This window comes from Ruegeria sp. CDSA033, from assembly GCF_059612305.1.
This window is the reverse complement of the sequence record NZ_JBXWQI010000033.1, coordinates 1-24,678: the sequence shown is the minus strand read 5'-3', so window position 1 is coordinate 24,678 and position 24,678 is coordinate 1. Positions and strand designations below refer to the sequence as shown.

The following is a 24,678-nucleotide window of genomic DNA, read 5'->3' as shown; positions in this document are numbered from 1 at the left end:
CCTGAATAGGCTTCTTCTGCGCCTCGCGCGCGATTTCAATGTCCGATTTATAGCTCATTGGGCAAAACCCCCGGTTGGAAAAGTTTGACAACGTCTTGGCCAGAACGGTGGTGCACCGATCCAGATTCGTCTATTTTTCTTTAAGGTAAATAATTATTCCCGTGGGTCAATACGTGAGATGTAGCTGCCAAATAACCCACTGCCAAAGTCACCATCAATGCCCAGTCGCCAACGACCCAAATTAGGCGTATCTTTTTCGACCTGCACTGAGACCCAGCAGCCAATCTTCGACAATTAATTGCTCTGGAAAAGCACTGTTGAAAGGTCTTTTCAGCAGGTAATATCCTGACTCAGTTCGCACCGATGCACCCTGGACTGGTCTGACCAAGGCGCCGCTTTCAAGCAATGGGTCAACAAGATGGGCCCAACCCAATGCAATTCCCAACCCATCAACCGCTGCCTGTACAGACAATGGGTAGGTGTTGAACGCGACGGCCTGTTCCATTGATGACGTCGATACACCATTGCCACTGAACCATGCACGCCATGTCATCCATTCTGCATGGCCGCTGGTGACCTCAATAAGGTCAAGTTCCGGTAACGCAGAAAGATCCGCCGCATTGGGATTACTTTTGAGGTACTCGGGGCTGCAAACCGGAAAAACGGTTTCTCCGAATAGAAGCTTTGCCTCATACCCCGGCCAGTCGCCATCCCCCCGCAGAATTGTCAGGTCCATAGAATCTGACAGGCATTCTGCATCACTGTCAGAAGACACCAAAGAGATGCGGATACGGCCATTGGATTTGTTGAACTTGCGAAGTTGCGGCATCAGCCAAAGAGACGCAACAGAATTAGTCGCCGAGATCGAAACCGTATTGGCCTGATGCTTGGCCAGCATGTCACGGCTGACATCCCGCATCAGGTCTAGTGATTTTTCCACGGTTGCCAACAGGATGGCACCCTGCTGAGTAAGGGAAACAGAACGATGCCCCCGTACAAACAAGGGCACGTCATAGTGCTGTTCCAGCAAGCGCACTTTGCGGCTGATTGCGGTCTCTGAGATGTTCAGCACCTTGCTGGCTTGCGCAAAACTCTGTGCCTTGGCAGCGGCTTCAAATGCCAACAAATAGTCTAGCGGCGGCAAGACTTTCCCGGTGACTGGCGCTTTTTTTGGCATTTGGGGGCCTTTTCCCGAGCTGGACGACGGCGCGATCAAAAACATTTGCCCGCATCAGGCGGCATTCGATCAGGCAACTGTCTGTTAAGATAGCAAAAAGTCGGATTAGCCTCAAGAAATTATGGTCAAAGCCCCTCAAATTTCTGTTCTGCACATTAGACGATCTTGGGCAGAATGCATGAATTCGGGGCCGGAAGAGTCCTCAACTCAAAAATGAATGTCACTCAGGGAGCAAACATGAAACTTACAAACCTACTTTCTGCTGCAACCTTGGCAGCAGTAGCGGGAACTGGCGCGGCTGCCGAAGATAGCAGCGACCCGATCGTAATCCCCATTCACAACTGGTCCAGCCAGATCGTGATGTCGAATGTTGTAGGCCTGATCTTCGAAGAGATGGGCAACAACGTAGAATATGTCACCACCGACAGTCAGGCCGTCTATGAATCGGTACGTTTGGGCGATGTCGCGCTGGAGATGGAAGTCTGGGAAGGTGCCTTCGGTGCATCCTATCGGGCGGCACTGGAAAAAGGTGGTCTGCATGATGCGGGCGATCACGATGCGGTCACGCGCGAGGATTGGTGGTACCCGATGTGGACCAAGGAATCCTGCCCGGGCCTGCCGGATTGGCAAGCTCTGAACGACTGCGCGCACCTGTTCGCGACAGCTGAAACCGGCGACAAAGGCCGATATCTGGATGGGCCGGTCGACTGGTTGAAGCATGGCAAAGAACGCGCCGAGGCACTGGATCTGAACTTTACAGTGATCAATGCGGGTTCAGCCGCAGCTCTTTGGGCCGAAATTGGCGCGGCTGAGGCCGACAAAACACCGGTTTTGGTCTTTAACTGGACGCCAAACTTCGCCGAAGCTGTTTGGCCAGGTGAGTTCGTTGAGTTCCCAGCTTGGGAAGATGGATGCGACAAGGATCCGGCCAAAGGTCCCAACCCGGAAGCGCTGTATGATTGCGGCAACCCTGCCAAGGGTTACCTGAAAAAGGCAGCTTGGGATGGCATGAAAGACAAGTGGCCGGCCGCGTATTGCGCCCTGACCGAGATTTCTTTCACCAACCCGCAGATTGCTGAGATGGCGAAGCTGGTCGACACTGATGAGCTTGAGCCGGAAGAGGCAGCCGAAGAATGGCTGGACGCCAACCGCGCCGTCATTGATCCTTGGATCAGTGCCTGCAGTACATAATACGGTTGCACCCACCGAAACTGGCGCGGCCTTGAACATCTCAGCGATGCAAGGCCGCGCTCAACACGAAAGAAAGGCAACCATGTCCGCCTCAGCGCCTGTCATCTCAGCCAAAAACGTCTGGAAACTGTTTGGGCCCTCGCCAGAGAGCTATCTGAAGTCTCTGCCCGCTGACCGCAGTTTCGATGAGATTCGCGCGGATGGGTACATCGCCGGGGTCAAGGACGTCTCGATTGAGGTCGCTCGTGGCGAGATGCTGGTCATCATGGGCCTGTCAGGGTCAGGCAAGTCCACGTTGGTGCGGTGTTTTTCGCGCCTTCACGACATTACAGGTGGAACGATCGAGGTTGACGGTCAGGACATCATGAGCCTGAGCGAGCGCGAGCTGATTGAGCTGCGCCGTAACAAGATGGGGATGGTGTTCCAATCCTTCGGTCTGTTGCCACATCGCACGGTTTTGGACAACGTGGCCTTTCCGCTCGAAATGCGCGGGCAAGATCGCTACGACCGGCGCGAACGCGCATTGGAGGTCATCAAATTGGTGGGCCTCGAAGGTCGGGAAGAGTATTTCCCGCGCGAACTCAGCGGAGGTCAACAGCAAAGGGTCGGCATCGCCCGATCACTGGCGATTGAGCCGGATATCTGGTTTCTAGATGAGCCTTTCTCGGCGCTAGATCCGTTGATCCGCCGTGAAATGCAGGATGAATTCCTGCGTTTACAAGAGATGCTGGGCAAAACCATCGTCTTCATCACGCACGACTTCGATGAGGCGCTGCGCCTGGCCGACCGGATTGCCATCATGCGCAATGGCGCGGTCGAACAGTGTGACACCCCCGACCAGATCGTGATGAACCCTGCCACCGAGTATGTGGCCAAATTTACCGAAGATGTCGACAAGGCCCGGGTCGTACATGCGAAGGGGCTTGCAAAGCCCGTGAATGGTCATGCTTTGGAAGGCGCGCCGATCAATGGCGGCTCGACTATTCACGAATTGGCGCGGGTACTGGTAAATGACAAGCGCATCCTGTTGCCGGTCGCGAATGACAAAGGCGTTGTCACCGGCGTTCTGGAACGTGACACCGCGTTGAATGTTCTGCTTGGGGCGGAATGATGGCGACGCTGTCCACCGACATATCGGACACAACGGACGGCCCGTGGGGGCAAACCAAAGTCCTAACCGCGCTGCTGGTCACCGCTATTGCACTGATCCTGGCTAAGGCGATTGGCATTCTGCCCGAGTGGCTGAATCGCATTCCTGAGGCTGCAATCCCGCCAACGGCACAGGTTTTGGACGCGATTTTCAACTTCATTCAAAACGACCTCGGTCTGATCTATGTCACCCGCTTTATTGCTGAAGGCCCGCTAGAGTTTCTGCTGGACACATCGGCGAACCTTTTGGAGGGCAAGCGTCGCTGGCCCTATCTGGGCCCGATCCCATGGTCCGCAATTGCCGCTGTGGCAGCCGTCGTCGGCTATGCCGTCGGTGGATGGAGGTTGGCTGCCTTGGGCGCGGGCACCTTCATCTGGACCGCGGCAATCGGACAGTGGAAAATCGCCATGCAGACGATGTCCGTCATCGTGGTTGCGGCTCCATTGGCATTCTTGCTGGGTCTGGTACTAGGCATCGCAGCCTGGAAATACGGCTGGTTCGAACGGTTGCTGAAACCCATCCTGTCCGTACTGCAAACCCTGCCGTTCTTTACGTATCTCTTGCCAGCAGTGATCTTCTTTAAGGTTGGACCGACAGCTGGGGCCGTCGCAACAATTACCTTTGCCATCCCACCGATGATCCTGATGACCACTCTGGGCCTGAAAAAGGTCAGCCCCGAAGTGATCGAAGCAGGCCAGATGTCTGGCTGCACACGCTGGCAGATGTTGCGCCACGTCTACGTTCCAGCCGCGCGGACCGAGGTACTGGTCGGCGTCAATCAGGTGATCATGCTGTGTCTTGCGATGGTTGTTCTGACGGCCTTTATCGGAATGCCCGGTCTTGGCGCGAAACTGCTGGCGATGATGGGTAGTTTCAAACTGGGCCGTTCTTTCGAGATTGGCGTAACCATCGTCCTTCTGGCTGTCACGTTGGATCGGATGTCAAAGGCCTGGGTCGTCAAGCAGCCGGTGCACTTCGAACGCGGGACACCGTGGTGGAAACGGCACCAGATTTCGCTGGTCGCGCTGGGTCTGTTTGTTGGATTTACTCTGCTGGCACAGGTGTTCCCGATCCTGGCTGAAGTTGGTCGCAAGCAGCATCTCAGCCAGGGCAAGGAAATCGACGTGGTGATCAAGTCATTCCTGGCCATAGACGCGATCAAGGGCACAACCGAATGGCTGCGCTGGTTCCTAAACGTCAAAGTTTTGATCCCGTTCCGGAATACGCTACTCGCCATTCCGACTCCTGCTTTTATCCTGCTGGTTGTATCCTTTGCGTATTGGGTCGGTGGCCGAAAGCCCGGCATCTACGCCGCGATCTTCTTTACGATTGTCGCCTTCTCGGGCTGGTGGGATCGGTCGGTCATCACGCTTTATACTGTGATTTCAGCAGTCGCGCTGGCGACTATGATCGGTATCCCCTTGGGCGTTGTTGCAGCGCGGTCCAACCGCTGGTCCAAAAGCATCCTGCTGGCCTGCGACACCGCGCAAACCTTCCCAAGCTTCATCTACCTGATCCCCGCGATCATGCTGTTTGGGGTCAATGATGTGGCAGTTGTGTTCTCAATCCTGATCTTCGCCGCCGTGCCGCTGATCCGGTACACGATTATTGGACTCAGTAATGTACCGCCGGAAATGACCGAGGCGGCAGACATGTCCGGCTCGACCCGTCGGCAAAAGCTGATGTCGGTGCAATTTCCGCTGGCACTGCCGACAATGGCGGTCGGGTTTAATCAGGCAATCATGTTCGCCTTTTTTATGGTTATCATTGCCGCCTTCATCGGCACGCAGGATCTGGGGCAGGAGCTGCAGCGAACACTGGCGGGCACCGAACTGGGCAAGAACTTTGTGCTGGGTCTGAACGTGTCCCTGATGGCGCTGACCTTTGACATGGCGATCAGCAGTTGGGCTGAAAAACGCAAAAAACGGTTGGGGCTTGATTGAGATGGCACAGCATCAAATCCCACGCACCGTTACCCGTTTCGACGATCCCGGATTTGTCCGGATGCGTATGGAAGGCCGACCCGACGAGCAAGTCTGGTGGAAGAATGTCAGCTTTGATGAGGGAACCGGGCAAGGTAGCTATCTGATGAAGATGGCAGCGGGCACACGTTCAAGCCCGCATATCCACCATGGGCCAGAAGAGTTCTTCATCCTCGAAGGCGATCTGACAGATCACGATGGATTTTGCTATCGCAGCGGCGACTTTGTCAGCCTCGGCGCTGGGTCCAGCCACTATTCGCGAACCGAGGCGGGATGCCTATTGGTTGTCACCCACCGCGGTGCAACCGAGATCATTCAGGAAGATGCACTATGAATGTGAAGCCGGTATTCGAAGTTCCGTTCGAACGCAGCGGAGTTCTGGCCCCCGGCCTTCCGATCCTGCCACATGGAACGGAACGCCACCCGGTCCCCGGAATGGGGTCGCGCGCTGTTCCGGTTTCCAAAGGTGATACGATAACCTTGTTGGACCGCGACGGGATGCAACAGGCCGAGATGGTCTTCTTTGCCCCTGACCGAAGTTCTGATGCGGCCATGCTGGGTGCTTTGGGACATGGACGTCCGGAGGGATTGATTGCGACGCTGGCCAATGGATCGCCGTCTGGCAAGAAAGTGCTGCGCGCTCTGGAAGTTGCCGGATTTGACATCGGAAAAGGTGACGCGATCCGGGCGTTTACCGACGGGTCGCGCCCCGGTGACATGGTGCATTTCGTCGCCGAATGTGAGGGCCTTCTGATCGTGGCTGCACCCGGCAAGGCGATGCGCCCCGAAGATAACAACCCTCCTACGGATATCATCCTGTACATTCAGCGCTCTGCACCCGGTTTGGAAAAACCCGATGTGGGACCACCCGAACCGCTGGCCGATCCGCTCAGGGACTTCAATATTCAGCCGGGCATTGCCCACTCGTACGAGGTCAGGGCCGGTGAGTTCATTCAGATTGTCGATGTTCGCGGGCGTGAGTGCTCGGATTTTCAGGCCTTCAGCCGACGGGCACTGGATCAGGGGATCGAACGCGAGATTGATCCCACAACAACGCGTAGCCTGATGGGCAGCTTGTATCCGAAACCGGGGATTTTTTCGAAGTATTGGTCAGTTGATCAGGAACCGCTGATAGAGATCGTTCAGGATACGTGCGGACGCCATGACACGTTTGGCCTTGCCTGTACGGCGCGGTATTATGAAGATCTCGGTTACCCCGGCCACGTGAATTGCTCGGACAATATCAATAAAGACTTGGATCAGTATGGCATCAAACCACGTGGTGGTTGGCCTGCGATCAACTTCTTTTTCAACACGATGCTGGACGACACCAACGCCATTGGCATGGACGACCCCTGGTCGCGCCCCGGTGACTTCGTCTTATTGCGCGCGCTGACCGATCTGGTCTGCGTCAGCACCGGCTGTCCCTGCGACATTGATCCAGCAAATGGCTGGAATCCAACCGATATTCAGGTGCGAACCTACAAGGCGACCGAGGATTTCAAAAGATCCTACGGCTATAGAAAATCTGCGGAGGCGGATGTGGAAGAAACCAAGAAAACTGCATTTCACGACTGCTTTGCACGGCACACCCGTGATTTCGTCGAATATAACGGCTATTGGCTGCCCAACACGATGACCAATCACGGCGCGATTGCCGAATACTGGGCCTGCCGCGACAAAGTTGCGGTAATGGACCTCAGCCCCTTGCGGAAATACGAAGTTGTCGGACCCGACGCAGAAGATTTGATGCAGATCTGCGTGACCCGCAACATGAAAAAGCTGAGCGTTGGTCAGGTCGTCTATACGGCTATGTGCTATGAGCACGGCGGCATGATTGACGACGGAACCGTCTATCGTTTGGGTGAGACGAACTTCCGCTGGATAGGTGGGAATGATACCAGCGGATTGTGGCTGCAGGAGCAGGCGCTCAAACGCAATATGAATGTTTGGGTGCGCAACTCAACCGACCAACTGCACAACATAGCGGTTCAGGGACGACATAGCCGCGAAATCCTTTCGAAAATCTTCTGGACACCGCCTCAGCAACCGACGATCGAAGAACTGCCATGGTTCCGGCTGACCGTCGCCCGGGTTGGTGATGTGCAGGGGACATCTGTGGTAATTTCCCGGACCGGGTATTCAGGTGAGCTGGGATATGAAATCTTCTGCCATCCCAAAGATGCTGTTGAGATCTTTGATCGCGTCTGGGAGGTTGGCCAGGACTATGGCATAGCTCCGCTTGGACTTTCGGCACTGGATATGGTGCGGATCGAAGGTGGTTTGATCTTTGCCGGATCCGAATTCGACGATCAAACCGATCCCTTCGAGGCTGGCATCGGCTTCACCGTACCATTGAAATCAAAGTCCGACGATTTCATCGGGCGGGCAGCGATTGAAGAACGCAAGGCCCATCCTCATCGCAAACTGGTTGGTTTCGAGGTTGAGGGAGGTACGGTCCCCTCGCCTGGCGACTGTGTACGTGTAGGAAAGGCGCAGGTTGGAGAGATTACCAGCGCGATGAAATCACCCATTCTGGGCAAGGTCATTGCGTTGGGCCGGGTTTCGGTCACTCATGCCGTCGTCGGAGCTGACATTGAAATCGGGCAACTGGACGGCCAGCAAAAACGTCTGAAAGCCAAAGTCGCGCCTTTTCCGCATTTTGACCCGACAAAGGAACGCGTAAAGGGCAACTATTCAATTGTTGATGTTCCTGATGCAGCAGAATGACGACTCTTTAACAAAAATATTGATCACAGGGATTCTCCCGCCCGGGCGCAACGTATGCGATTGTTTGCCGTGCTAAAACTGCACGGCAACAGGAGTTCTGTCTGCCGCGCTCCAGCGTCCGATATCGAACCTCACAATAGTGTCTCGGTGTGTTTTTGGCTTTCACTTGTGACGGTTGTGTTCGTTCAACCGACCATTGGACTGGCTGGTGAATGCGCACAAATTTATGCGCTTGAAAGCTATGATGACACCGAGATTGCGCCTGTTGGGTCCGTATGCCAGCCATTTGACGGCTTGGGTAATTCACGCGGCGTTTCGTGTTACTGGGAATTTCAGTTCAGAAGCGATGAGGCCAAAAGCTACTTCCACGACACATGGGCTGAAGTGGCGCGTTGCCGAGACGGTACGCCTGCTCCGACTGATAGGCAGGTCAATCACCCAGACAGCTATGAACTTAGAGAATTGGACGCCGGAATCCGCGTCTATCGGGTTGCCATTAAAGACAAGAGCCAAGAGAAGCGCACATTGGTTTTCCTGAGTGTCGAGCACGGCAACTGAGACGCTGTCTGACATCAGTACCAATGAGATCGGTGAAAACTGCGTTTCCACCACCTTGAGTGTGCAAAAGTTTCTGTCAGTTGTCAGAAAACGCGATCTATAGTGGCTTTGTCGCAAACTTTTGACCCCTCTGCCTGAGGTCAGGCCATCGTGTTAAAGGCATTACGGAATTGGACAAAGGCTAACCGTGGCGAACTCATTCGAGGGCGTGCATTTTCCAAAATAAGGGTTCCTGCATGAGGTGTTCTTCCACCTCCGGCACTCAGGTTCGGTTTCCCGATCTCGATTGACATAGTTAGCCGGAAATTTTTGATTAACTTCATTGAACATGATCATCGTTTCATCAAACGGCTTGTTTGATCCGAAGATGTGATGGTGTGATCCATTCGATTGAATGGAAGGGTCCCTTATGGGACTGATACATCACGGCTGCGCCACGACAGCGCACGCCATCCGAGCAACAATACAGAAATCGCAAGCTTTGAACGCGGAGCTGAGCCGCGAACCTAGCATTAACGTGAAAACCGTTTCCAAATGGCGAAAGCGCCAAACGGTTGAAGACAGGACCAAAGGAGCCGAGATCGACTGTTCCAAGCAAAGATGAAGAGGCGATGATCGTTGCCTTTTGGCGTCATACTTTGCTACCACTTGATGACTGTTTATATGTTCTACAGCCCTCCATTCCTCATCTTACACGATCTTCATTGCATCGTTGTTTGCAGCAACACGGCATCTCACGACTGCCTAATATGGATGGGGACAAGCCGAAGCGGCAGAAGTTCAAGCGGTATCCAATCGGCTATTTTCATATCGACATCGCCGAACTCCGGACCGCCGACGGCAAGCTCTTTCTCTTTGTAGCCATTGACCGAACCAGCAAGTTCACCGTGGCCCGACTGGTAGAAAAGGCAAACAGAAGGGCGGCTTGGGAATTTCTGGAGCACCTTCTGAAAGCGGTGCCCTACCATATCCAAACCATCTTGAGTGACAACGGCCTCCCGCTCGTAGAGCAACCCCGGAACCGGAACACCATTTATTCCAGGCTGATGCAGTTCGAAATGATCTGCGAGGCCAACGGGATTGAACATCGTCTGACAAAGCCAAACCACCCATGGACCAACGGTCAGGTCGAACGCATGAACCGCACCATCAAGGACGCAACCGTCAAGCGGTATCACTACGAAAGCCACGACCAGCTTCGCTCGCACTGGGCCGACTTCCTCGATGCCTACAACTACGCCCGTCGTTTGAAAACAGTAAGCGGTCTCACGCCATACGAATACATCTACAAAATCTGGACTTCAGAACCGGATCGATCCATTGTCAATCCGATCCACCAGATGCCGGGACTTAACGCCTAGGCATTTGTCGGTTTTTGCATCCTAACCCTAGCTCATCCGTCACATACTACACACCATTTTTGGCTGTACAATTCCAGGCGGGCCGAATTCATAAGACAGTTTGGTGATTTTTTGCTAGTCTATCTTATTGTCACTGCACTCGACTTTACGTGGGGGCGTTGGTCTATTGAAAAAACCTATTTTAACAGCAGCAGTCATTTTGAGTACATTCTGGCCGCTTAGTCCGGATAGTGTTGCGGCGCAAACCGCAGAAGAGGTTGAGACGGGCAACCGACTAGCAGCGGTGTTGCGAGCTGGCCGAAGTGTGGTGTCAAACAGCCAGGACCTAATCAACAATCCGGATATCACCGACAAAGGGCTGTCCGGTGATGTGTTCTACGAGCAAGTTATTGAGGCCTACTTGGAAGCCAATGGCGAACCACCGCTGCATGATGGGTTGGACCCACTAGAGCGCAAACTTACAGAAACGCAGCTGGACGCTATGGTCACGGTGATCAACGCTAACCAAGATTTAATAAATGCCGAGGGAGTTGCATTCAAAGGATTTATTCCAGCCGTTTTTGCGCGGCTGGTAAATGAACAGTTCGCAGATGAAATTGGCACATCTGCAGTGGTCAAGGTAACGGCGCCCTCGGAACTTGTCCGCAATCGCATGGCCCGTCCGGATACTTGGGAAAACTCGGTCATCGAGGAAAAGTTCAAGGACTCTTCTTGGGCAGAAGGTCAGCCATTTTTTGAAGAAGCTGACGTTTCCGGGATGCCCGCATTCCGGATGCTGATCCCAGAATACTATTCTGATTCTTGTCTTTCATGCCACGGATCGCCAGCGGGTGAAACGGATGTAACCGGTTTCCCAAAGGAAGGTGGGCAACTTGGTGATCTGGCGGGTGCAATTAGCATAACCCTTTTTAGATGAAACAAGAATCTGGTGTGAGTAACAATTGGCGGTGGGTGTCCGAAAACACTATTCCGGTGCGCATAGGATCACTGTCAGCGCTACTGTTAACCGCTTTGGTCGTGAGCACCATTGTGATGGTCTACGATCTGGCACGTAACCAAGCCCGCATACAAGACGCAAATACTGAGTTTCACCGGCTGGAAGTGGCAGGCCAGGCAGATCGTCAATTTGGAGAGATGAGGTACTGGCTGACGGATCTTTCTGTCAGCTTACTGACCCTTTCTGAGCGGCGCGCCAACGAAGCAAGTACAAAGCTCAATAGCAGCCTTGAACAGCTCGCCGCTTTTGCACCCGAGTCCGCAGCCAGTGTACAAGAGCAGGCAAACTCCTATTACGAAACTTCTATGCGAGCGGCCGATGCTTACACAGATGGTAACAGGGTGCTGGGAAACACTTTACTTGCACAGGCCCGAGTGGCCAGTGATGCCGTCGACAAGACGCTGACGCAATTGGTCGATGACCTATCGGAAAGTGCCGACCGAACCAGAAATGAAGCAACGGTTGCCGCCAAGGCTGCGATGAACCGAGCGATCATTGCATGTGTTGTCATTGTGATATTGGGAGCGCTTCTTACGTGGCGTGCTCTGAGGTCAATCGTTGTGCCACTGCATGCAATCAACATTGCGATTTCAGGCCTAATCCGGGGTGAACGGGATGTCACGCTGCCGCCCGAAGGCCCTGATGAGCTGGGCCGGATGTCCCAAGCGCTAAGGGCCCTTCGCGACAGCCAGGACATACGGCGCGAACTAGAAGAAGAAGCGCGTGCCCAGCGCAATACAATCCTCACTGCGATTGAAACAATCCCAGATGGATTTGCGCTGTTCGACAACGAGGATCAACTCATACTCTTTAACGACCGGTTCCGCAGCATTTTTGCACATGTAGACGACATACTTGGGCCGGGCACGCGGTTCGAGGATATCTTGCGGCTGCAACTGGAACGAAAATCGGTTGATACCGATGGTGTGCCTGACGAAGAGTGGATTAGCAGCCGGCTTGAACGACATCTCAGTCCTGATGGGGATCACCAAGAAGTCTTACTGGGTGGCGCCTGGATTCAGGTATCGAAACGCAGGACTCCAGACGGGGGCACGGTCGCCGTTTATAGCGATATTTCTGACCTTAAGTCCAAACAGGAACAACTTGAAGAAGCCAACGCGCAGGCGATCGCCGCCAGCTCTGCAAAAAGCCAATTCCTGGCTTCCATGAGCCACGAGTTGCGCACTCCTTTGAACGCGATCATCGGTTATAGCGAAATGCTGTCTGAAGATGCGCAGGACTTGGGATTCGAGACTGCGACGGATGATCTGGAGAAGATCATGGCATCCGGGCGACATCTTCTCTCGCTTATCAATGACGTTCTTGATCTATCCAAGATCGAAGCGGGCAAAATGGAAATGTACCCGGAACGCTTCGCCCTCCGACCCTTGTTGGACGAAGTCGCTTCAACGGTGGTGCCCTTGGTGAGCAAGAATGGAAATGAACTGGTTCTCTCTTGTGATCTCGCAGACACTGACGAGATCGAAACCGATAAAACCAAGCTCCGGCAGAATCTTTTCAACCTGTTGTCCAACGCGGCGAAGTTCACCGAAGGTGGTAAGATTGAGCTTCTCGTCTCTAAACTTCGGAAAAATGATACGGGTTTCTTTCGATTTGCAGTGCGAGATGAAGGTATCGGCATGACGCCGGAGCAACGCGACAAGCTGTTCCAGGCGTTCGTACAAGCTGATCAGTCTACTACGCGAAATTTCGGGGGTACCGGGTTAGGGCTCGCCATTGCGCAGGAATTTACGCGTATGATGGGCGGACACATATCTGTCGATAGCAAAGAGGGTGTTGGATCAACCTTCTCTTTTGAAATTCCGGCGCGCTATGCTGCAGTGTCCACCTTGGTTGACGATCACAGTGAAGCGTCACCGGACACTGCTTTGGGCCGCGTTCTGATCGTGGATGATGAAGAAGACGCACGGAACGCGGTTGCACAAATCGTGCGCGAAGAAGGGTATGATGTCTTGCTGGCATCGAACGCAGCGGCGGGCATGGAAATGGCACGCGCGCACAAGCCCGACGTCATTCTTCTGGACGTTATTATGCCTGAACGCGACGGCTGGTCTATGTTGAAAGAGCTCAAGGCAGACTCGAAGTTGTGCGAGACACCCGTTGTCTTGGCCACGATTGTCGCGGATCGCGACATGGGCCTTGCCTTCGGAGCGATCGAACACCTGATAAAACCGATTGATCCAGCGCGGCTGATTGCAACGCTAGATTCAATCGCCTCGGGTCGCGACAAAGACGTGCTAATCGTTGACGACGATATGTCAACGCGGAACCTGTTTCGCCGTATTTTGACGCGCAACGGTTGGACAGTGCGCGAAGCGGCGGACGGTCACGGCGCGCTCAGCCAATTGAAATCCAAAAGGCCGACTCTGATGGTATTGGACATTATGATGCCTAATGTGGACGGTTTCGATGTTCTCAAAACGGTTCGCACAACTGATGGGCTTGCCGATTTGCCGGTTATCGTAGCCACGTCTAAGGACCTGACGCGGGACGAACTGGATTGGTTGAAAGCCCATTCAGATGAGGTCATCCGCAAAGGAGATACCGGTCGAGGTGATCTGATTGCGGCGCTGAAACGTCAGTTACAGGACTATTCATAAGTCGGAAAGTTTAAGGCGATGGCAAAGATACTTATTGTGGAAGACAACGATATGAACCTCGATATGCTGTCGCGCCGGCTGCAGAGAAAAGGATACGAAACCGTATCGGCCCGCGATGGTCAGGCTGGCGTCGAACAAGCCCTATCGGATAAACCAGATCTGATTTTAATGGACATGAGCCTGCCCGTAATCGACGGTTGGGAGGCGACAAGACAAATAAAAGCAAACCCAGACACGAAAACTATCCCAGTTGTCGCTTTAACTGCCCATGCGATGCAAAGTGATCGCGACAAAGCCATGGAGGCAGGATGCGACGAATTCTATACCAAGCCGATCGAACTGCCTGGGTTGCTGGAGATTATTAAAAAACTGCTGGACGGGTAGCGCGGCATGGTTTCCAAGAACCGAAAAGACAAGTTGGCACTAGCTACCCGCATTTCCCAAAACCTCAATGGGCCGTCAGAAGCGATCGTAGGGTTTCATAACCTGCTGATCGAGGAGGTGCGCAAAACTGGGCCAGAAGCCGCGTTAAAGGATTTGCAAAAGATTGGCGCCGCCGCCAGCAACCTTGTTCAGATGATCGAATTGTTGGGGAAAAGTGCGCACCAAATCTCGGCCGACAAAGACGCTCAGGCAAAATTACGGCATGATTTACGCTCACCGATCAATGCGATCATTGGTTATTCCGAAATGGTTCTGGATGATTTCGAGGCAGATCTGAAGCCTTCCGCTCGCAGCGACATAAACGCGATCCTGAACGAAGCGCGTAAGCTGGCGCTACAAATCGACAGCACCATCAGTGATGCAGACATTCAGAATAACTCTGAGGACAGTGACCGGGATCAGGAAATTGCGGCCAGCCTTGAACGCAGCCTTGCGAGCTCAGATGCCGGTCGCGAAGCCCTGACCGGACGTATCTTGGTGATCGATGACGAGGCGGCCAATCGGGAAATCCTGACTCGTTTGCTAGAGCGCCGAGGGCATAGTGTGCAATCGGTCGGCTCGGCTAGCGAAACTTTTGAAGCACTAGATCGCGAGGGGTTCGACCTTGTTTTGTTGGATATCCTAATGCCAGAGGTAAATGGCATCGACGTCCTCGAAAGAATGAAAAAAGATCCGTCTTGGTACGAAATACCCGTGGTTATGGTTTCAGGTCTTAACGAGACGGACGCAATCGCCAAATGCATCAGTGTCGGCGCTGAGGACTATTTGCCAAAACCTATCGACCCGGTGTTACTGCACGCGCGCGTGGATGCCTGCATGGAACGCAGCCGCTGGCGCGCTCGGGAATTGGCGCTTGCAAATGAGATAAAATACGAACGTGACAGGGCAGACAAATTGCTACACTCGATGCTGCCCGCGCCAGTTATCAAACGCCTAAACGATGGTGAGATAAACATCGCTGATCGCTTCGCTGGCGCAACCATAATATTCGCGGATATCGTAGAATTCACTCCGCTGGTTGCCCGCATGGACGCTGGTGACTTAATCCTGGAATTGTCAAAATTGTTTACTGCATTTGATGACCTGGCCACCCTGCACGGCATCGAAAAGATCAAGACAATTGGAGACGCCTATATGGCGGCATCGGGGATCCCCGTGCGTCGCGAGGACCACGCACACGCGGCAGTAGGCTTTGCACGAGACATCCTGAGAACGATGTCTGACAGCACAGTTAGCAGCGCGGGGCTGCAAATCCGCATAGGTATCCATTCCGGACCAGTCATAGCCGGTCTGATCGGGCGAAAACGGTCAATTTATGATGTTTGGGGGGAAACCGTGAACCTTGCCAGCCGTCTCGAGGCCACAGGCAGGTCGGGGCACATCCACATCTCTGCCCAAACCAAAGATGCTCTGGGTGACCATTTGCCCAACACGGAAGCGCAAACTCATTATGTCAAAGGAGTGGGTGAGATAACATCCTACTTCGTATCCTAAGGTTTGTGATGCAGATTTGAGCCTTAATCAGTTCGACCATTGGATAACTACGAACTGGAACTCGACCATTCAACCCGATTTGTGTTGCGAAAGGCGGATGACTTCGCTCCAGAACCCTAGGACGTGTTGACAAAATGAATTCAAAATTGCCGACCGACGTGATTCAAGCTCGTAACTGTGATGGAGACCAGCTTGGTACGCGACCTAATAATAGACGAATAATGCGGCTTCTTTGAAGGCGTTGTTCTAGCAGTTCGAGCGCCTAACGGGCGCAAACCCACCGATCAACGCCTTGTTCTTGATTGCATTTTCTGGATGACCTGGACAGGCGCACCGCGGCGTGATCCCCGGACGCATGGTAATTGGTCAAGCATCTAGCATCAGTTCCAGCGCTGGACGCTGGAGGGTCAATGGGAAAAGATCATGGACGCCTTGAACCAAAGTGGGGCTGTGCCTGATGCCTTGCAAATGATCGACAGCACCGTAGTCCACGCCCATCATAAGGCAGCAGGCGCTAAAGGGGACTCCGCGACAGGGTTTTGGCCGCTCAAGAGGTGGCTTTTCGACCAAGATCCACCTGCTCGTCAACGCACACGGCTTGCTATGAGAACCGAGATCACGCCGGGCCTGCCATCTGACTATCGTGATTTCTACTTGGTCATGGCAAACAATCTGCCTTACCTGAGTGTGTTGTTAGCCGATCGGGGTTACGAATCCGATAGAGTCAGGCAATCCTTGGAATTAAAAAAGTGCTGCCAGTGATCCCAATGCGCAAGCCACGCTTAAATCGCATCGGTGTAGATCGTTCTCCCTACGGTTTGCGGACCCGGGTCGAGCCCTGTTTCAACAAGCTCAAGAACGCCCGACGTGCCGCAACACACTACGACAAGACTGCTGCAAGCTTCATCGGTATCACGTCGAACCGGCTGTGGTTTCGCCATTTGTCATCGTGATCCAAGTTCAATGTTCAAAAACTTACAACAGGGCCACGTTGGAACCTGCGTGATCGTCACTCCAGACAAAAAAGTTTGCGACACAACCGCTAATCTGACGCTGATTTAGCCGAGTAATAAAATGCGATGGCTTGCGCCCTGTTTCTAACTGACAGTTTTTCATAGATATTCGAGAGGTGAAATTTCACGGTATTGGTGGAAATCTGTAACTCTTTTGACAGTTCCCGGTTGGACATTCCCTTCGACAGTGCCTCAAGGATAGCCCGCTCTTTGCGCGACAAGGTCTGAAGAGGACTATGTTGCACAGTGCGCACATCGATGAATGGGAAAACCATCTTACCTTTAGCAACATCAACGCATGTCTCCAGCAAGCCTTCAACCTCACCGGAACGAGGCGCAAACCCTGCGGCGCCTGCTTGCATGGCCAGCCGTGGGACATCACCTGCCTCATCACCATAGACCACAAAACGCGGTGCATTTTCCTGTTCGCGCAGCACTTCAATCAGTTTGGCTGCACCCAAAGCTGGCAGCTCCCAGGACACCACGCAGACCTTTACCGGCACACGCATGACTGCCCCAAGGAAACCTTCGGCAGTTGCAGATGTCGCCACCAACGAGAATCGTTTGTCTCTCTCGAAGATTTCGGACATCGCCGAGAGGACGAGAGAATTGTTGTTGGCGAGCATGATGTCGATTGGAGGGGGCGTTGTGTCGAGCATTGATTTTCCACCTAATTTACCCAAGAACTACCATGTTGGGTAGGTAATCTCCCGGTATACATCGGTATATTTGCCAGAATGGGTAGGTTTTCCCCCACCCAAATAGCTACCCTAAAGCAGTAGTAAGTTACGTTGCGCCCTGACGCAAGGATCGGCTTTTCTTTTTGGTAACGCGACAGACGGGGCGCATTACAGACCCCGTCGCCGAGGAGGATCGCCAATGACGTTTCAAAGCTACCCGACGCTCGAAATTCCGGAAACACTGGCTGCGGGACCCGGACCAGGCAATACCGATGCCCGCGTTCTGCATGCCTTCGCAAATGCGGGTGTTGCGGATCACATGCAGGGTGACGTCCTGCGCGGCATGATCGAATGCAAGCACATGCTGCGCAAAATCTGGGGCACCGACAATACCTATACCTTCGCGGTTGCTGGCACCGGCTGGAGCGCGTTGGACACTATGTTCTCGGCCGTTATGCCTGGCGACAAGGTGGTTGCGTTCACCAATGGCACCTTTTCCGGCATTGACGCGCTGACCCTTCGGATTAAGGCAGCCACACCTGAAGAACATGCCGCCAATCCACTTGATCCCAATGCGGCCAGCGTCACCGTAATCGAAATTCCGCATGGCCAGCCCGTGACCGGTGAGATGGTCGAGGTCGCATTGGCAGAACACAAGCCGAAATGGGCTTTCATGGCGCATTGGGAAACCGGTTCCGGCCGTGTCAACGATGTACAGGGATTCTCGGATGCGTGTGAACATCACGGCGCCATGGGATTGATTGATGCTGTGTCTTCGTTGGGTGTTGCAGACTTTCGCATCGACGACTTCCCCGGCATCGCAGGCTGGGCTTCGTGCCCGCAAAAAGGCCTGTGCTGCCTGCCCCTGACCTATGCGCCGGTCAGCTTCACCGACGCCTTTATCGAGGCGCTGAAGACAACCGGTGCTTACTCTTACGTCCACAACCCGATTTTCGAGGCCCGCCATTGGGGCATTGTCGACGGTCAGGATGTTGAGAAAGGCACCTATCACCGGACCCATTCGGGCTATGCCGTCGCCGCCTTCCATGAATCTCTGCGTCTGACCTTGCAGGAAGGGCTGACCAAACGCGCGCATTCCTACAAAACGCATGAGGCCGTCCTGCGTGACGCTGTCACCGCGATGGGCTGCGATGTCACTTCGGACATGCCAAGCCTCGTAGTGCTGAACCTGCCCACAGAACTGGCTGGCCGCGAAATGGAATTGGTACAGAACTGCCGCGCGCGTGGCTTTGGCATCTGGCCGACACTCAGCGCCCCGGTACAGGTGCGCATCGGCATCCTGAACCAACTGAACCATCAGTCGATCAGCCGCATCGTAAAACTGTTTGGCGAGGCGATCCGCGAACTGGGCGGCACAGTGGATTTTGAAGCCATCGAAGCGCTGCTGGAAAGCCGCTACGGCACGTCGATCGCGGCCTGACCGCACTGCATGAACGGGAGGAAGATTGCAGATGGATATTCACGAATATCAGGCGAAAGAGGTTCTTTCGAATTTTGGTGTCGCCGTGCCTTCGGGTGCGCTGGCCTACAGTCCCGAACAAGCGGCATATCGGGCGCGCGAGCTGGGGGGCGATCGTTGGATTGTGAAGGCTCAGGTCCATGCCGGAGGCCGTGGAAAAGCCGGTGGTGTCAAACTGTGCAACACCGAGAACGAAATCCATGAAGCCTGTGACGAGATGTTCGGACGCAGGTTGGTTACGCATCAAACCGGTCCCGAAGGCAAGGGCATCTACCGTGTCTACGTGGAATCCGCCGTGCCGATTGATCGCGAGATCTATCTGGGCTTCGTGCTGGATCGCTCCAGCCAGCGGGTGATGATCGTGGCCTCGTCGGAAGGCGGCATGGAGATCGAAGATATCTCGGCCGAACGCCCCGACAGCATCGTGCGATCGATCGTCGAACCAGCCGTGGGCCTGCAGGAATTCCAGGCGCGCGAAATCGCATTTCAACTGGGTTTTGAGGCGAAATTGGTTCAGCAAATGGTGCGCACGCTACAGGGCTGCTACGCCGCCTTCAGCAATCTGGACGCCACCATGGTCGAGATCAACCCGCTGGTCATCACCGGTGACGATCGGGTTCTGGCGCTGGATGCCAAGATGAGCTTTGACGACAACGCATTGTTCCGGCATCCGCAGATCTCAGAGTTACGCGACAAAAGCCAGGAAGACCCACGCGAAAGTCGCGCTGCGGATCGTGGCCTGTCTTATGTCGGTCTTGACGGCAATATCGGCTGTATCGTGAACGGTGCCGGGCTGGCCATGGCCACGATGGATACGATCAAGTTGGCGGGGGGCGAACCTGCGAACTTTCTGGACATCGGCGGTGGCGCCTCACCCGAACGTGTGGCCAAGGCCTTTCGTCTGGTCCTGTCAGACAAGAACGTGCAGGCGGTGCTGGTCAACATATTCGCCGGGATCAATCGCTGTGACTGGGTCGCAGAGGGCGTCGTTCAGGCGCTGCGCGAACTTGAGCTTGAAATCCCTGTCATCGTGCGGCTGGCCGGCACCAATGTCGCGGAAGGTCAGAAAATCCTGGCCAAATCCGGATTGCCGATCATCCGCGCCACCACCCTGATGGAAGCCGCCGAACGCGCTGTTGGCGCGTGGCAAAACGATCTGACCCAAAACACCAAGATGAGGGCTGTCTAATGAGCATTCTTCTGGACCGCGACAGCCGTGTTATCGTTCAGGGCATTACCGGACGAATGGCACGGTTCCATACCAAGGACATGCTGGACTACGGCACTAATGTCGTCGGCGGCGTTGTCCCCGGCAAGGGCGGCGAGACCGTCGAGGGAGTGCCGGTCTTTGACACCGTCAAACAGGCCGTTGAGGCGACCGGTGCCGATGCCAGCCTTGTTTTCGTGCCGCCACCATTTGCCGCCGATTCCATTATGGAGGCCGCAGATGCGGGTATCCGCTATTGCGTCTGTATCACCGACGGTATCCCGGCACAGGACATGATCCGGGTCAAGCGGTACATGTACCGCTATCCCAAAGACAAGCGCATGGTGCTGACCGGACCCAACTGCGCGGGCACCATCAGCCCCGGGAAGGCTCTGCTGGGGATCATGCCAGGCCATATCTACCTACCCGGCAATGTCGGCATCATCGGTCGATCCGGCACGCTCGGCTATGAGGCCGCAGCCCAGCTGAAAGAACACGGCATCGGAGTCTCAACCAGTGTCGGGATCGGTGGCGACCCGATCAACGGGTCTTCGTTCCGCGATATCCTTGAGCGGTTCGAACAGGACAAGGATACCGAAGTCATTGCCATGATCGGCGAGATCGGCGGCCCGCAGGAAGCCGAGGCCGCAGAATACATCCGCGACAACATAACCAAGCCCGTCGTCGCCTATGTTGCAGGTCTGACCGCGCCCAAAGGTCGGACTATGGGTCATGCTGGTGCGATCATCTCGGCCTTTGGCGAAAGTGCCTCCGAGAAGGTTGAAATCTTGTCGGCGGCGGGGGTGACCGTTGCTGAAAACCCGGCGGTGATTGGCGAAACCATTGCCCGCGTCATGGGAAAGGCTGCGTGATGACCAAACCTTCAGTCCTTGTCACCCGTCGCTGGCCCGCCGCCGTCGAGGCGCGACTGGCCGAAGACTACAACACTGTACTCAATACCGGGGATACTCCGATGTCCCCGGCTGAAATCCGTGACGCCCTGAAACACTATGATGCGGTGCTGCCCACCGTTACCGATACACTCAGTGCAGAGGCGCTGGACGTCCCCGCAGCACAGACCAAAATTCTGGCCAATTACGGGGTCGGGTACAGCCACATTTGCGAGCCCTCAGCCCGCGAACTTGGCATGACCGTGACAAACACGCCTGACGTTCTGTCCGAGTGCACCGCAGATATCGCGATGACATTGCTGCTGATGGTGGCGCGTCGGGCCGGCGAAGGTGAACGCGAGCTGCGCGCCGGAAACTGGACCGGTTGGCGGCCCACGCATCTGGTCGGCACCAAGGTCAGCGGTAAGACTCTGGGCATCATCGGCTATGGCCGCATCGGGCAGGAAATGGCCTGCCGCGCCCATCATGGCTTTGGTATGGACGTGGTTATTTACAATCGCAGCCAGGTGGCACCCGACATTCTGGCTAAGTGCAATGCCACTCAGGTGGATACTGTCGATGAGCTGTTGCCGCAATGCGACTTCGTCTCGCTGCACTGCCCCGGAGGGGCCGCAAACCGGCACCTGATCAACGGTCGAAGACTCGACCTGATGAAACCCGACGCCTTCCTGATCAACACCGCGCGCGGCGAGGTCATCGACGAGCACGCCCTGATCCAAGCCCTGATGTTCGACACCATCGGCGGCGCGGCGCTGGATGTGTTTGACGGCGAGCCCCGCATTAGCTCGGACCTGCTGCAATGTGACAACCTCGTCATGCTGCCACATCTCGGAAGCGCGACTAAAGAAGCACGCGAAGCTATGGGGTTCCGCGTCATTGAAAACCTCAATGATTTCTTCAATGGCAAAAATCCAAGAGACAAAGTGATCTGATGCAAGCGTTGGCTCAGGATACCCAGCCGTCCAGTCTACCGTCCGCATATGCCGACGGTCTTCGGGCTGAATTGCGCACGCTATGGCGAAACATCCTTTTGAAAAGGGCGCCGCATGTCGCGTCTTGGGCCGAAGCCAAGCCGCTGCCTTCCATACCAACTGGCAAAGCCGCAATCCCGTTTTTGCAGGCCCTGTCGATCTGGTTTCAGCTTTTGCGCATCATCGACGAAAACGCAGATGTGCGGGATCGTCGACAAATCGAAACCCAAAAAGGGGCCCAAGCGGTTGAAGGTGGATTTGCCGAAGTGTTGTCGGACCTTAATCTGAGTGTTGGGGAAACCGAAAAGTTGGCAGGTAGTTTAATGACTGGCCCGACGCTAACTGCGCATCCGACCGAAGCCAAACGCGTCACCGTTCTTGAAATTCACCGCCGGATTTATCGTATCCTGGTCAGCCTCGAAGCTCAGCGCTGGACGCCAATTGAACGTTCAACATTGCTGAATGATCTGGAAGGCGAGATCGATCTACTATGGATGACCGGAGAATTACGCTTGTCACGTCCCAGCTTACGTGACGAGATCGAATGGGGTTTGCAGTTTTTCCGCGACGCAATATTCGATGCTGTACCACAGGTCATCGACCGGTTCGATCACGCCAGTTTGCAGGTTTTGGGTCAGACTTTGAATGTGACGCCCAATGTCCGATTTCATAGCTGGATTGGCGGTGACCGGGATGGCAACCCGAATGTAACCTCCGAGATGACCAAACTGGCTCTGCAACGTGGGCGCGAGACAGCGATTGATCTCTACTGTCAGGCTCTTGATAAAGCCGCGCAAAAACTGAGCATAAGCGCCCTGATCCTACCACTGCCCGAGCCTCACTGTGAACGGTTGCAGGCAATCATCAACCGCGCACCCAAGAATGACCGCAACCCGAACGAACCGTTTCGGCAGGCCCTGAATGCCATCCGCCAAAGACTGACAAGTGCCGGTTATCAGCATATCTCGCAGTTCGAGTGTGATCTCGACGCGCTTGATGAGGCGCTTTGCGCAGTAAACGCCGATATTCTGACAAAGCGGCATATCCGACCTCTTCGCCGGGCGGCAACCGTTTTCGGATTGCGTACCACAACCTTGGACATACGGCAGAATTCGACGGTCACGACCAGCGTTCTGTCAGAAATCTGGTCTGCATTCGAACCTGCGCCCAAATACGGAACACCCGAATGGTCGACCCGTCTGCGCACCGAGTTGGCAGACCAGAACCTGCAGTATCCTCAGCGTGACGGGTTGAGTGATCAGGCTCAGGAATTGCTAGCCTTACTAGCCCTTATGCACGCTGTTCGAACAGGGCCGGATCCCAAAGCTGTTGGACCATTCATTTTGTCGATGACACGTTCGGCAGACGACATCCTGGGTGTCTATCTTCTCGCCCGCTATGCCGGGTTCGGATCAGAGACACTGGATATTTCTGTGGTCCCGCTGTTCGAGACGATCGGCGATCTGCGCAACGCCTCAGCCATTCTGCTGGATGTTCTGGATGTTCCGCTTGCCCGCCGCAGCCTTAAGTCAGATGGCAATGTGATCGAGGTGATGTTGGGATATTCCGACAGTGGCAAAGATGGCGGATATTTCTGTTCGACCTGGGAACTGGACCGCGCGCAGCGCCGGATCGTTACAGCACTTGCGTCGCAGGGATTTAGCGCCGCGTTTTTTCACGGACGTGGCGGTTCTGTCAGTCGGGGTGGTGCCCCCACAGGCCGAGCAATAGCCGCGCAACCAAGCGGCACAATTGCCGGACTGTTACGTGTTACGGAACAGGGCGAAGTAGTGTCTGCCAAATATGCCAACCGCGGGACAGCCGCGGCGCATCTGGAATTGCTTTTGTCCAGCACACTACGCCACACTGCTAGTCACACTAAAACGCCGGACCGCCCGGAATTCGATGACGCGCAGGATGCGTTGTCCGAGCTTTCTCAGATGGCTTATGTTTCGCTGCTGCAAACGCCCGGGTTTCTTGAGTACTTCCAACAGGCCAGCCCGGTTGAAGAACTAGCCCGCCTGAAAATCGGATCGCGCCCCGCCCGTCGGTTCGGCGCAGCCAGCCTTGATGATCTGCGTGCCATTCCATGGGTGTTTGCGTGGTCGCAAAACCGCCACCTGATTACTGGCTGGTACGGGTTCGGCGCCGCCATGGTCAATTTTAGAAAGTTCCGCGGCACACGGGGTGATGAGGTACTTCGAGATATGTTTCGGCAGTCCCGATTGTTCCGCCTTGCGGTCGATGAAATGGAAAAGTCTCTGTACCAGACCGATATGACAATCGCGGCGAAATACAGCGAACTGGTCTGCGACGCCAACACACGCCAACGCATTCTTCAGGCAGTCACCTCGGAATACTGCAAAGCTTGCGACGCTGTGAAGTTTTTGAACGGCGGGCAAATCATTGGACAGCGTTTCCCACGACTGTGTGAGCGCGTCGAACGCAAGCGAGATGAACTTGCCCGCATTCACACTCTGCAAGTCGACCTACTACGCCAGACCCGCAGTGAACAGCAGGCCGGAACGGTTCCGGTCGCTCTGCTGCAATCCATGAACGCCATTTCCGCCGGCCTTGGCTGGACCGGTTGACAACTTCAGGAGATTACAAATTGAACGCCCCTCACCGTACGCACGGATTTTTCACCCAGTCCCTGTCTGACCGTGATCCCGAGCTGTTCGGCTCGATCACATCCGAGCTGGGTCGTCAGC

17 protein-coding genes and 2 pseudogenes are annotated in these 24,678 nt (G+C 54.8%); 17 read left to right on the top strand and 2 right to left on the bottom strand.

Annotation, left to right across the window (positions count from 1 at the left end; genetic code table 11):
• Positions 1–241 precede the first annotated feature (241 nt).
• Positions 242–1,177, bottom strand: a complete 936-nt coding sequence (locus tag AC2FLA_RS21395; protein WP_496725136.1) for a LysR substrate-binding domain-containing protein — start codon at positions 1,175–1,177, stop codon at positions 242–244.
• A 237-nt stretch (positions 1,178–1,414) separates the two neighbouring features.
• Between AC2FLA_RS21395 and AC2FLA_RS21390 the strand changes: the two genes are divergently transcribed.
• The 12 genes and pseudogenes from AC2FLA_RS21390 to AC2FLA_RS21335 all read left to right on the top strand — a co-directional run bounded on the left by AC2FLA_RS21390 (position 1,415) and on the right by AC2FLA_RS21335 (position 16,658).
• The gene (locus AC2FLA_RS21390; RefSeq protein ID WP_496725134.1) at positions 1,415–2,368 is read left to right on the top strand and encodes an ABC transporter substrate-binding protein; all 954 of its coding nucleotides are present in this window, start codon (positions 1,415–1,417) and stop codon (positions 2,366–2,368) included.
• An 82-nt stretch (positions 2,369–2,450) separates the two neighbouring features.
• Positions 2,451–3,479, top strand: a complete 1,029-nt coding sequence (locus AC2FLA_RS21385) for a quaternary amine ABC transporter ATP-binding protein (RefSeq protein WP_496725132.1) — start codon at positions 2,451–2,453, stop codon at positions 3,477–3,479.
• Positions 3,479–5,461, top strand: a complete 1,983-nt coding sequence (locus AC2FLA_RS21380; protein WP_496725130.1) for an ABC transporter permease — start codon at positions 3,479–3,481, stop codon at positions 5,459–5,461. The genes AC2FLA_RS21385 and AC2FLA_RS21380 overlap by 1 nt, the downstream gene beginning before the upstream one ends.
• Position 5,462: 1 nt before the next feature.
• Positions 5,463–5,834: a cupin domain-containing protein gene (locus AC2FLA_RS21375; RefSeq protein WP_496725128.1), complete on the top strand. Its 372-nt coding sequence runs from the start codon at positions 5,463–5,465 to the stop codon at positions 5,832–5,834.
• On the top strand, positions 5,831–8,230 hold the full coding sequence (locus AC2FLA_RS21370; protein ID WP_496725126.1) for a trimethylamine N-oxide demethylase: 2,400 nt from the start codon (positions 5,831–5,833) through the stop codon (positions 8,228–8,230). Before AC2FLA_RS21375 ends, AC2FLA_RS21370 begins: the two co-directional genes overlap by 4 nt.
• Before the next feature lie 60 nt (positions 8,231–8,290).
• The gene (locus AC2FLA_RS21365) at positions 8,291–8,788 is read left to right on the top strand and encodes a hypothetical protein (protein WP_496725124.1); all 498 of its coding nucleotides are present in this window, start codon (positions 8,291–8,293) and stop codon (positions 8,786–8,788) included.
• 409 nt (positions 8,789–9,197) lie between these two features.
• Positions 9,198–10,149 (top strand): annotated as a pseudogene (locus AC2FLA_RS21360) (IS481 family transposase).
• 166 nt (positions 10,150–10,315) lie between these two features.
• Complete coding sequence (locus AC2FLA_RS21355) at positions 10,316–11,065, top strand: Tll0287-like domain-containing protein (protein WP_496725122.1); 750 nt, start codon at positions 10,316–10,318, stop codon at positions 11,063–11,065.
• A 101-nt stretch (positions 11,066–11,166) separates the two neighbouring features.
• Complete coding sequence (locus tag AC2FLA_RS21350) at positions 11,167–13,767, top strand: response regulator (RefSeq protein WP_496725120.1); 2,601 nt, start codon at positions 11,167–11,169, stop codon at positions 13,765–13,767.
• A gap of 18 nt (positions 13,768–13,785) precedes the next feature.
• Positions 13,786–14,151, top strand: coding sequence for a response regulator (locus AC2FLA_RS21345; protein ID WP_058273434.1), 366 nt, complete (start codon positions 13,786–13,788; stop codon positions 14,149–14,151).
• A 33-nt stretch (positions 14,152–14,184) separates the two neighbouring features.
• Positions 14,185–15,705: an adenylate/guanylate cyclase domain-containing protein gene (locus AC2FLA_RS21340; protein WP_496725118.1), complete on the top strand. Its 1,521-nt coding sequence runs from the start codon at positions 14,185–14,187 to the stop codon at positions 15,703–15,705.
• A 180-nt stretch (positions 15,706–15,885) separates the two neighbouring features.
• Positions 15,886–16,658: pseudogene (locus tag AC2FLA_RS21335) on the top strand (IS5 family transposase).
• Between the two features lie 89 nt (positions 16,659–16,747).
• Here AC2FLA_RS21335 and AC2FLA_RS21330 read toward each other — a convergent pair.
• Positions 16,748–17,377: a response regulator transcription factor gene (locus AC2FLA_RS21330; RefSeq protein ID WP_496725116.1), complete on the bottom strand. Its 630-nt coding sequence runs from the start codon at positions 17,375–17,377 to the stop codon at positions 16,748–16,750.
• Positions 17,378–17,597: 220 nt separating this feature from the next.
• On the opposite strand from AC2FLA_RS21330, the gene AC2FLA_RS21325 reads away from it, so the two are divergent.
• From AC2FLA_RS21325 to AC2FLA_RS21305, 5 genes are read left to right on the top strand one after another with little or no spacing between them, the layout of a single operon-like run.
• Positions 17,598–18,839, top strand: coding sequence for a pyridoxal-phosphate-dependent aminotransferase family protein (locus AC2FLA_RS21325; protein WP_496725114.1), 1,242 nt, complete (start codon positions 17,598–17,600; stop codon positions 18,837–18,839).
• Between the two features lie 31 nt (positions 18,840–18,870).
• Complete coding sequence (locus AC2FLA_RS21320; protein ID WP_058273745.1) at positions 18,871–20,067, top strand: malate--CoA ligase subunit beta; 1,197 nt, start codon at positions 18,871–18,873, stop codon at positions 20,065–20,067.
• On the top strand, positions 20,067–20,957 hold the full coding sequence (gene sucD / locus AC2FLA_RS21315; RefSeq protein ID WP_058273746.1) for a succinate--CoA ligase subunit alpha: 891 nt from the start codon (positions 20,067–20,069) through the stop codon (positions 20,955–20,957). The genes AC2FLA_RS21320 and sucD overlap by 1 nt, the downstream gene beginning before the upstream one ends.
• A complete protein-coding gene (locus AC2FLA_RS21310; protein ID WP_496725112.1) occupies positions 20,957–21,928 on the top strand; it encodes a 2-hydroxyacid dehydrogenase in 972 nt (323 codons plus the stop codon). Before sucD ends, AC2FLA_RS21310 begins: the two co-directional genes overlap by 1 nt.
• A complete protein-coding gene (locus AC2FLA_RS21305; RefSeq protein ID WP_496725110.1) occupies positions 21,928–24,558 on the top strand; it encodes a phosphoenolpyruvate carboxylase in 2,631 nt (876 codons plus the stop codon). The genes AC2FLA_RS21310 and AC2FLA_RS21305 overlap by 1 nt, the downstream gene beginning before the upstream one ends.
• Positions 24,559–24,678: the final 120 nt, after the last annotated feature.

What these genes read in the sequence shown, in the direction of transcription:
- AC2FLA_RS21310 (WP_496725112.1), top strand. Translation starts at nt 20,957, where the DNA reads ATGACCAAACCTTCAGTCCTTGTCACCCGTCGCTGGCCCGCCGCCGTC.
- AC2FLA_RS21385 (WP_496725132.1), top strand. Translation starts at nt 2,451, where the DNA reads ATGTCCGCCTCAGCGCCTGTCATCTCAGCCAAAAACGTCTGGAAACTG.
- sucD (WP_058273746.1), top strand. Translation starts at nt 20,067, where the DNA reads ATGAGCATTCTTCTGGACCGCGACAGCCGTGTTATCGTTCAGGGCATT.
- AC2FLA_RS21375 (WP_496725128.1), top strand. Translation starts at nt 5,463, where the DNA reads ATGGCACAGCATCAAATCCCACGCACCGTTACCCGTTTCGACGATCCC.
- AC2FLA_RS21325 (WP_496725114.1), top strand. Translation starts at nt 17,598, where the DNA reads ATGACGTTTCAAAGCTACCCGACGCTCGAAATTCCGGAAACACTGGCT.
- AC2FLA_RS21320 (WP_058273745.1), top strand. Translation starts at nt 18,871, where the DNA reads ATGGATATTCACGAATATCAGGCGAAAGAGGTTCTTTCGAATTTTGGT.
- AC2FLA_RS21305 (WP_496725110.1), top strand. Translation starts at nt 21,928, where the DNA reads ATGCAAGCGTTGGCTCAGGATACCCAGCCGTCCAGTCTACCGTCCGCA.
- AC2FLA_RS21395 (WP_496725136.1), bottom strand. Translation starts at nt 1,177, where the DNA reads ATGCCAAAAAAAGCGCCAGTCACCGGGAAAGTCTTGCCGCCGCTAGAC.
- AC2FLA_RS21370 (WP_496725126.1), top strand. Translation starts at nt 5,831, where the DNA reads ATGAATGTGAAGCCGGTATTCGAAGTTCCGTTCGAACGCAGCGGAGTT.
- AC2FLA_RS21345 (WP_058273434.1), top strand. Translation starts at nt 13,786, where the DNA reads ATGGCAAAGATACTTATTGTGGAAGACAACGATATGAACCTCGATATG.
- AC2FLA_RS21390 (WP_496725134.1), top strand. Translation starts at nt 1,415, where the DNA reads ATGAAACTTACAAACCTACTTTCTGCTGCAACCTTGGCAGCAGTAGCG.
- AC2FLA_RS21330 (WP_496725116.1), bottom strand. Translation starts at nt 17,377, where the DNA reads ATGCTCGACACAACGCCCCCTCCAATCGACATCATGCTCGCCAACAAC.
- AC2FLA_RS21380 (WP_496725130.1), top strand. Translation starts at nt 3,479, where the DNA reads ATGGCGACGCTGTCCACCGACATATCGGACACAACGGACGGCCCGTGG.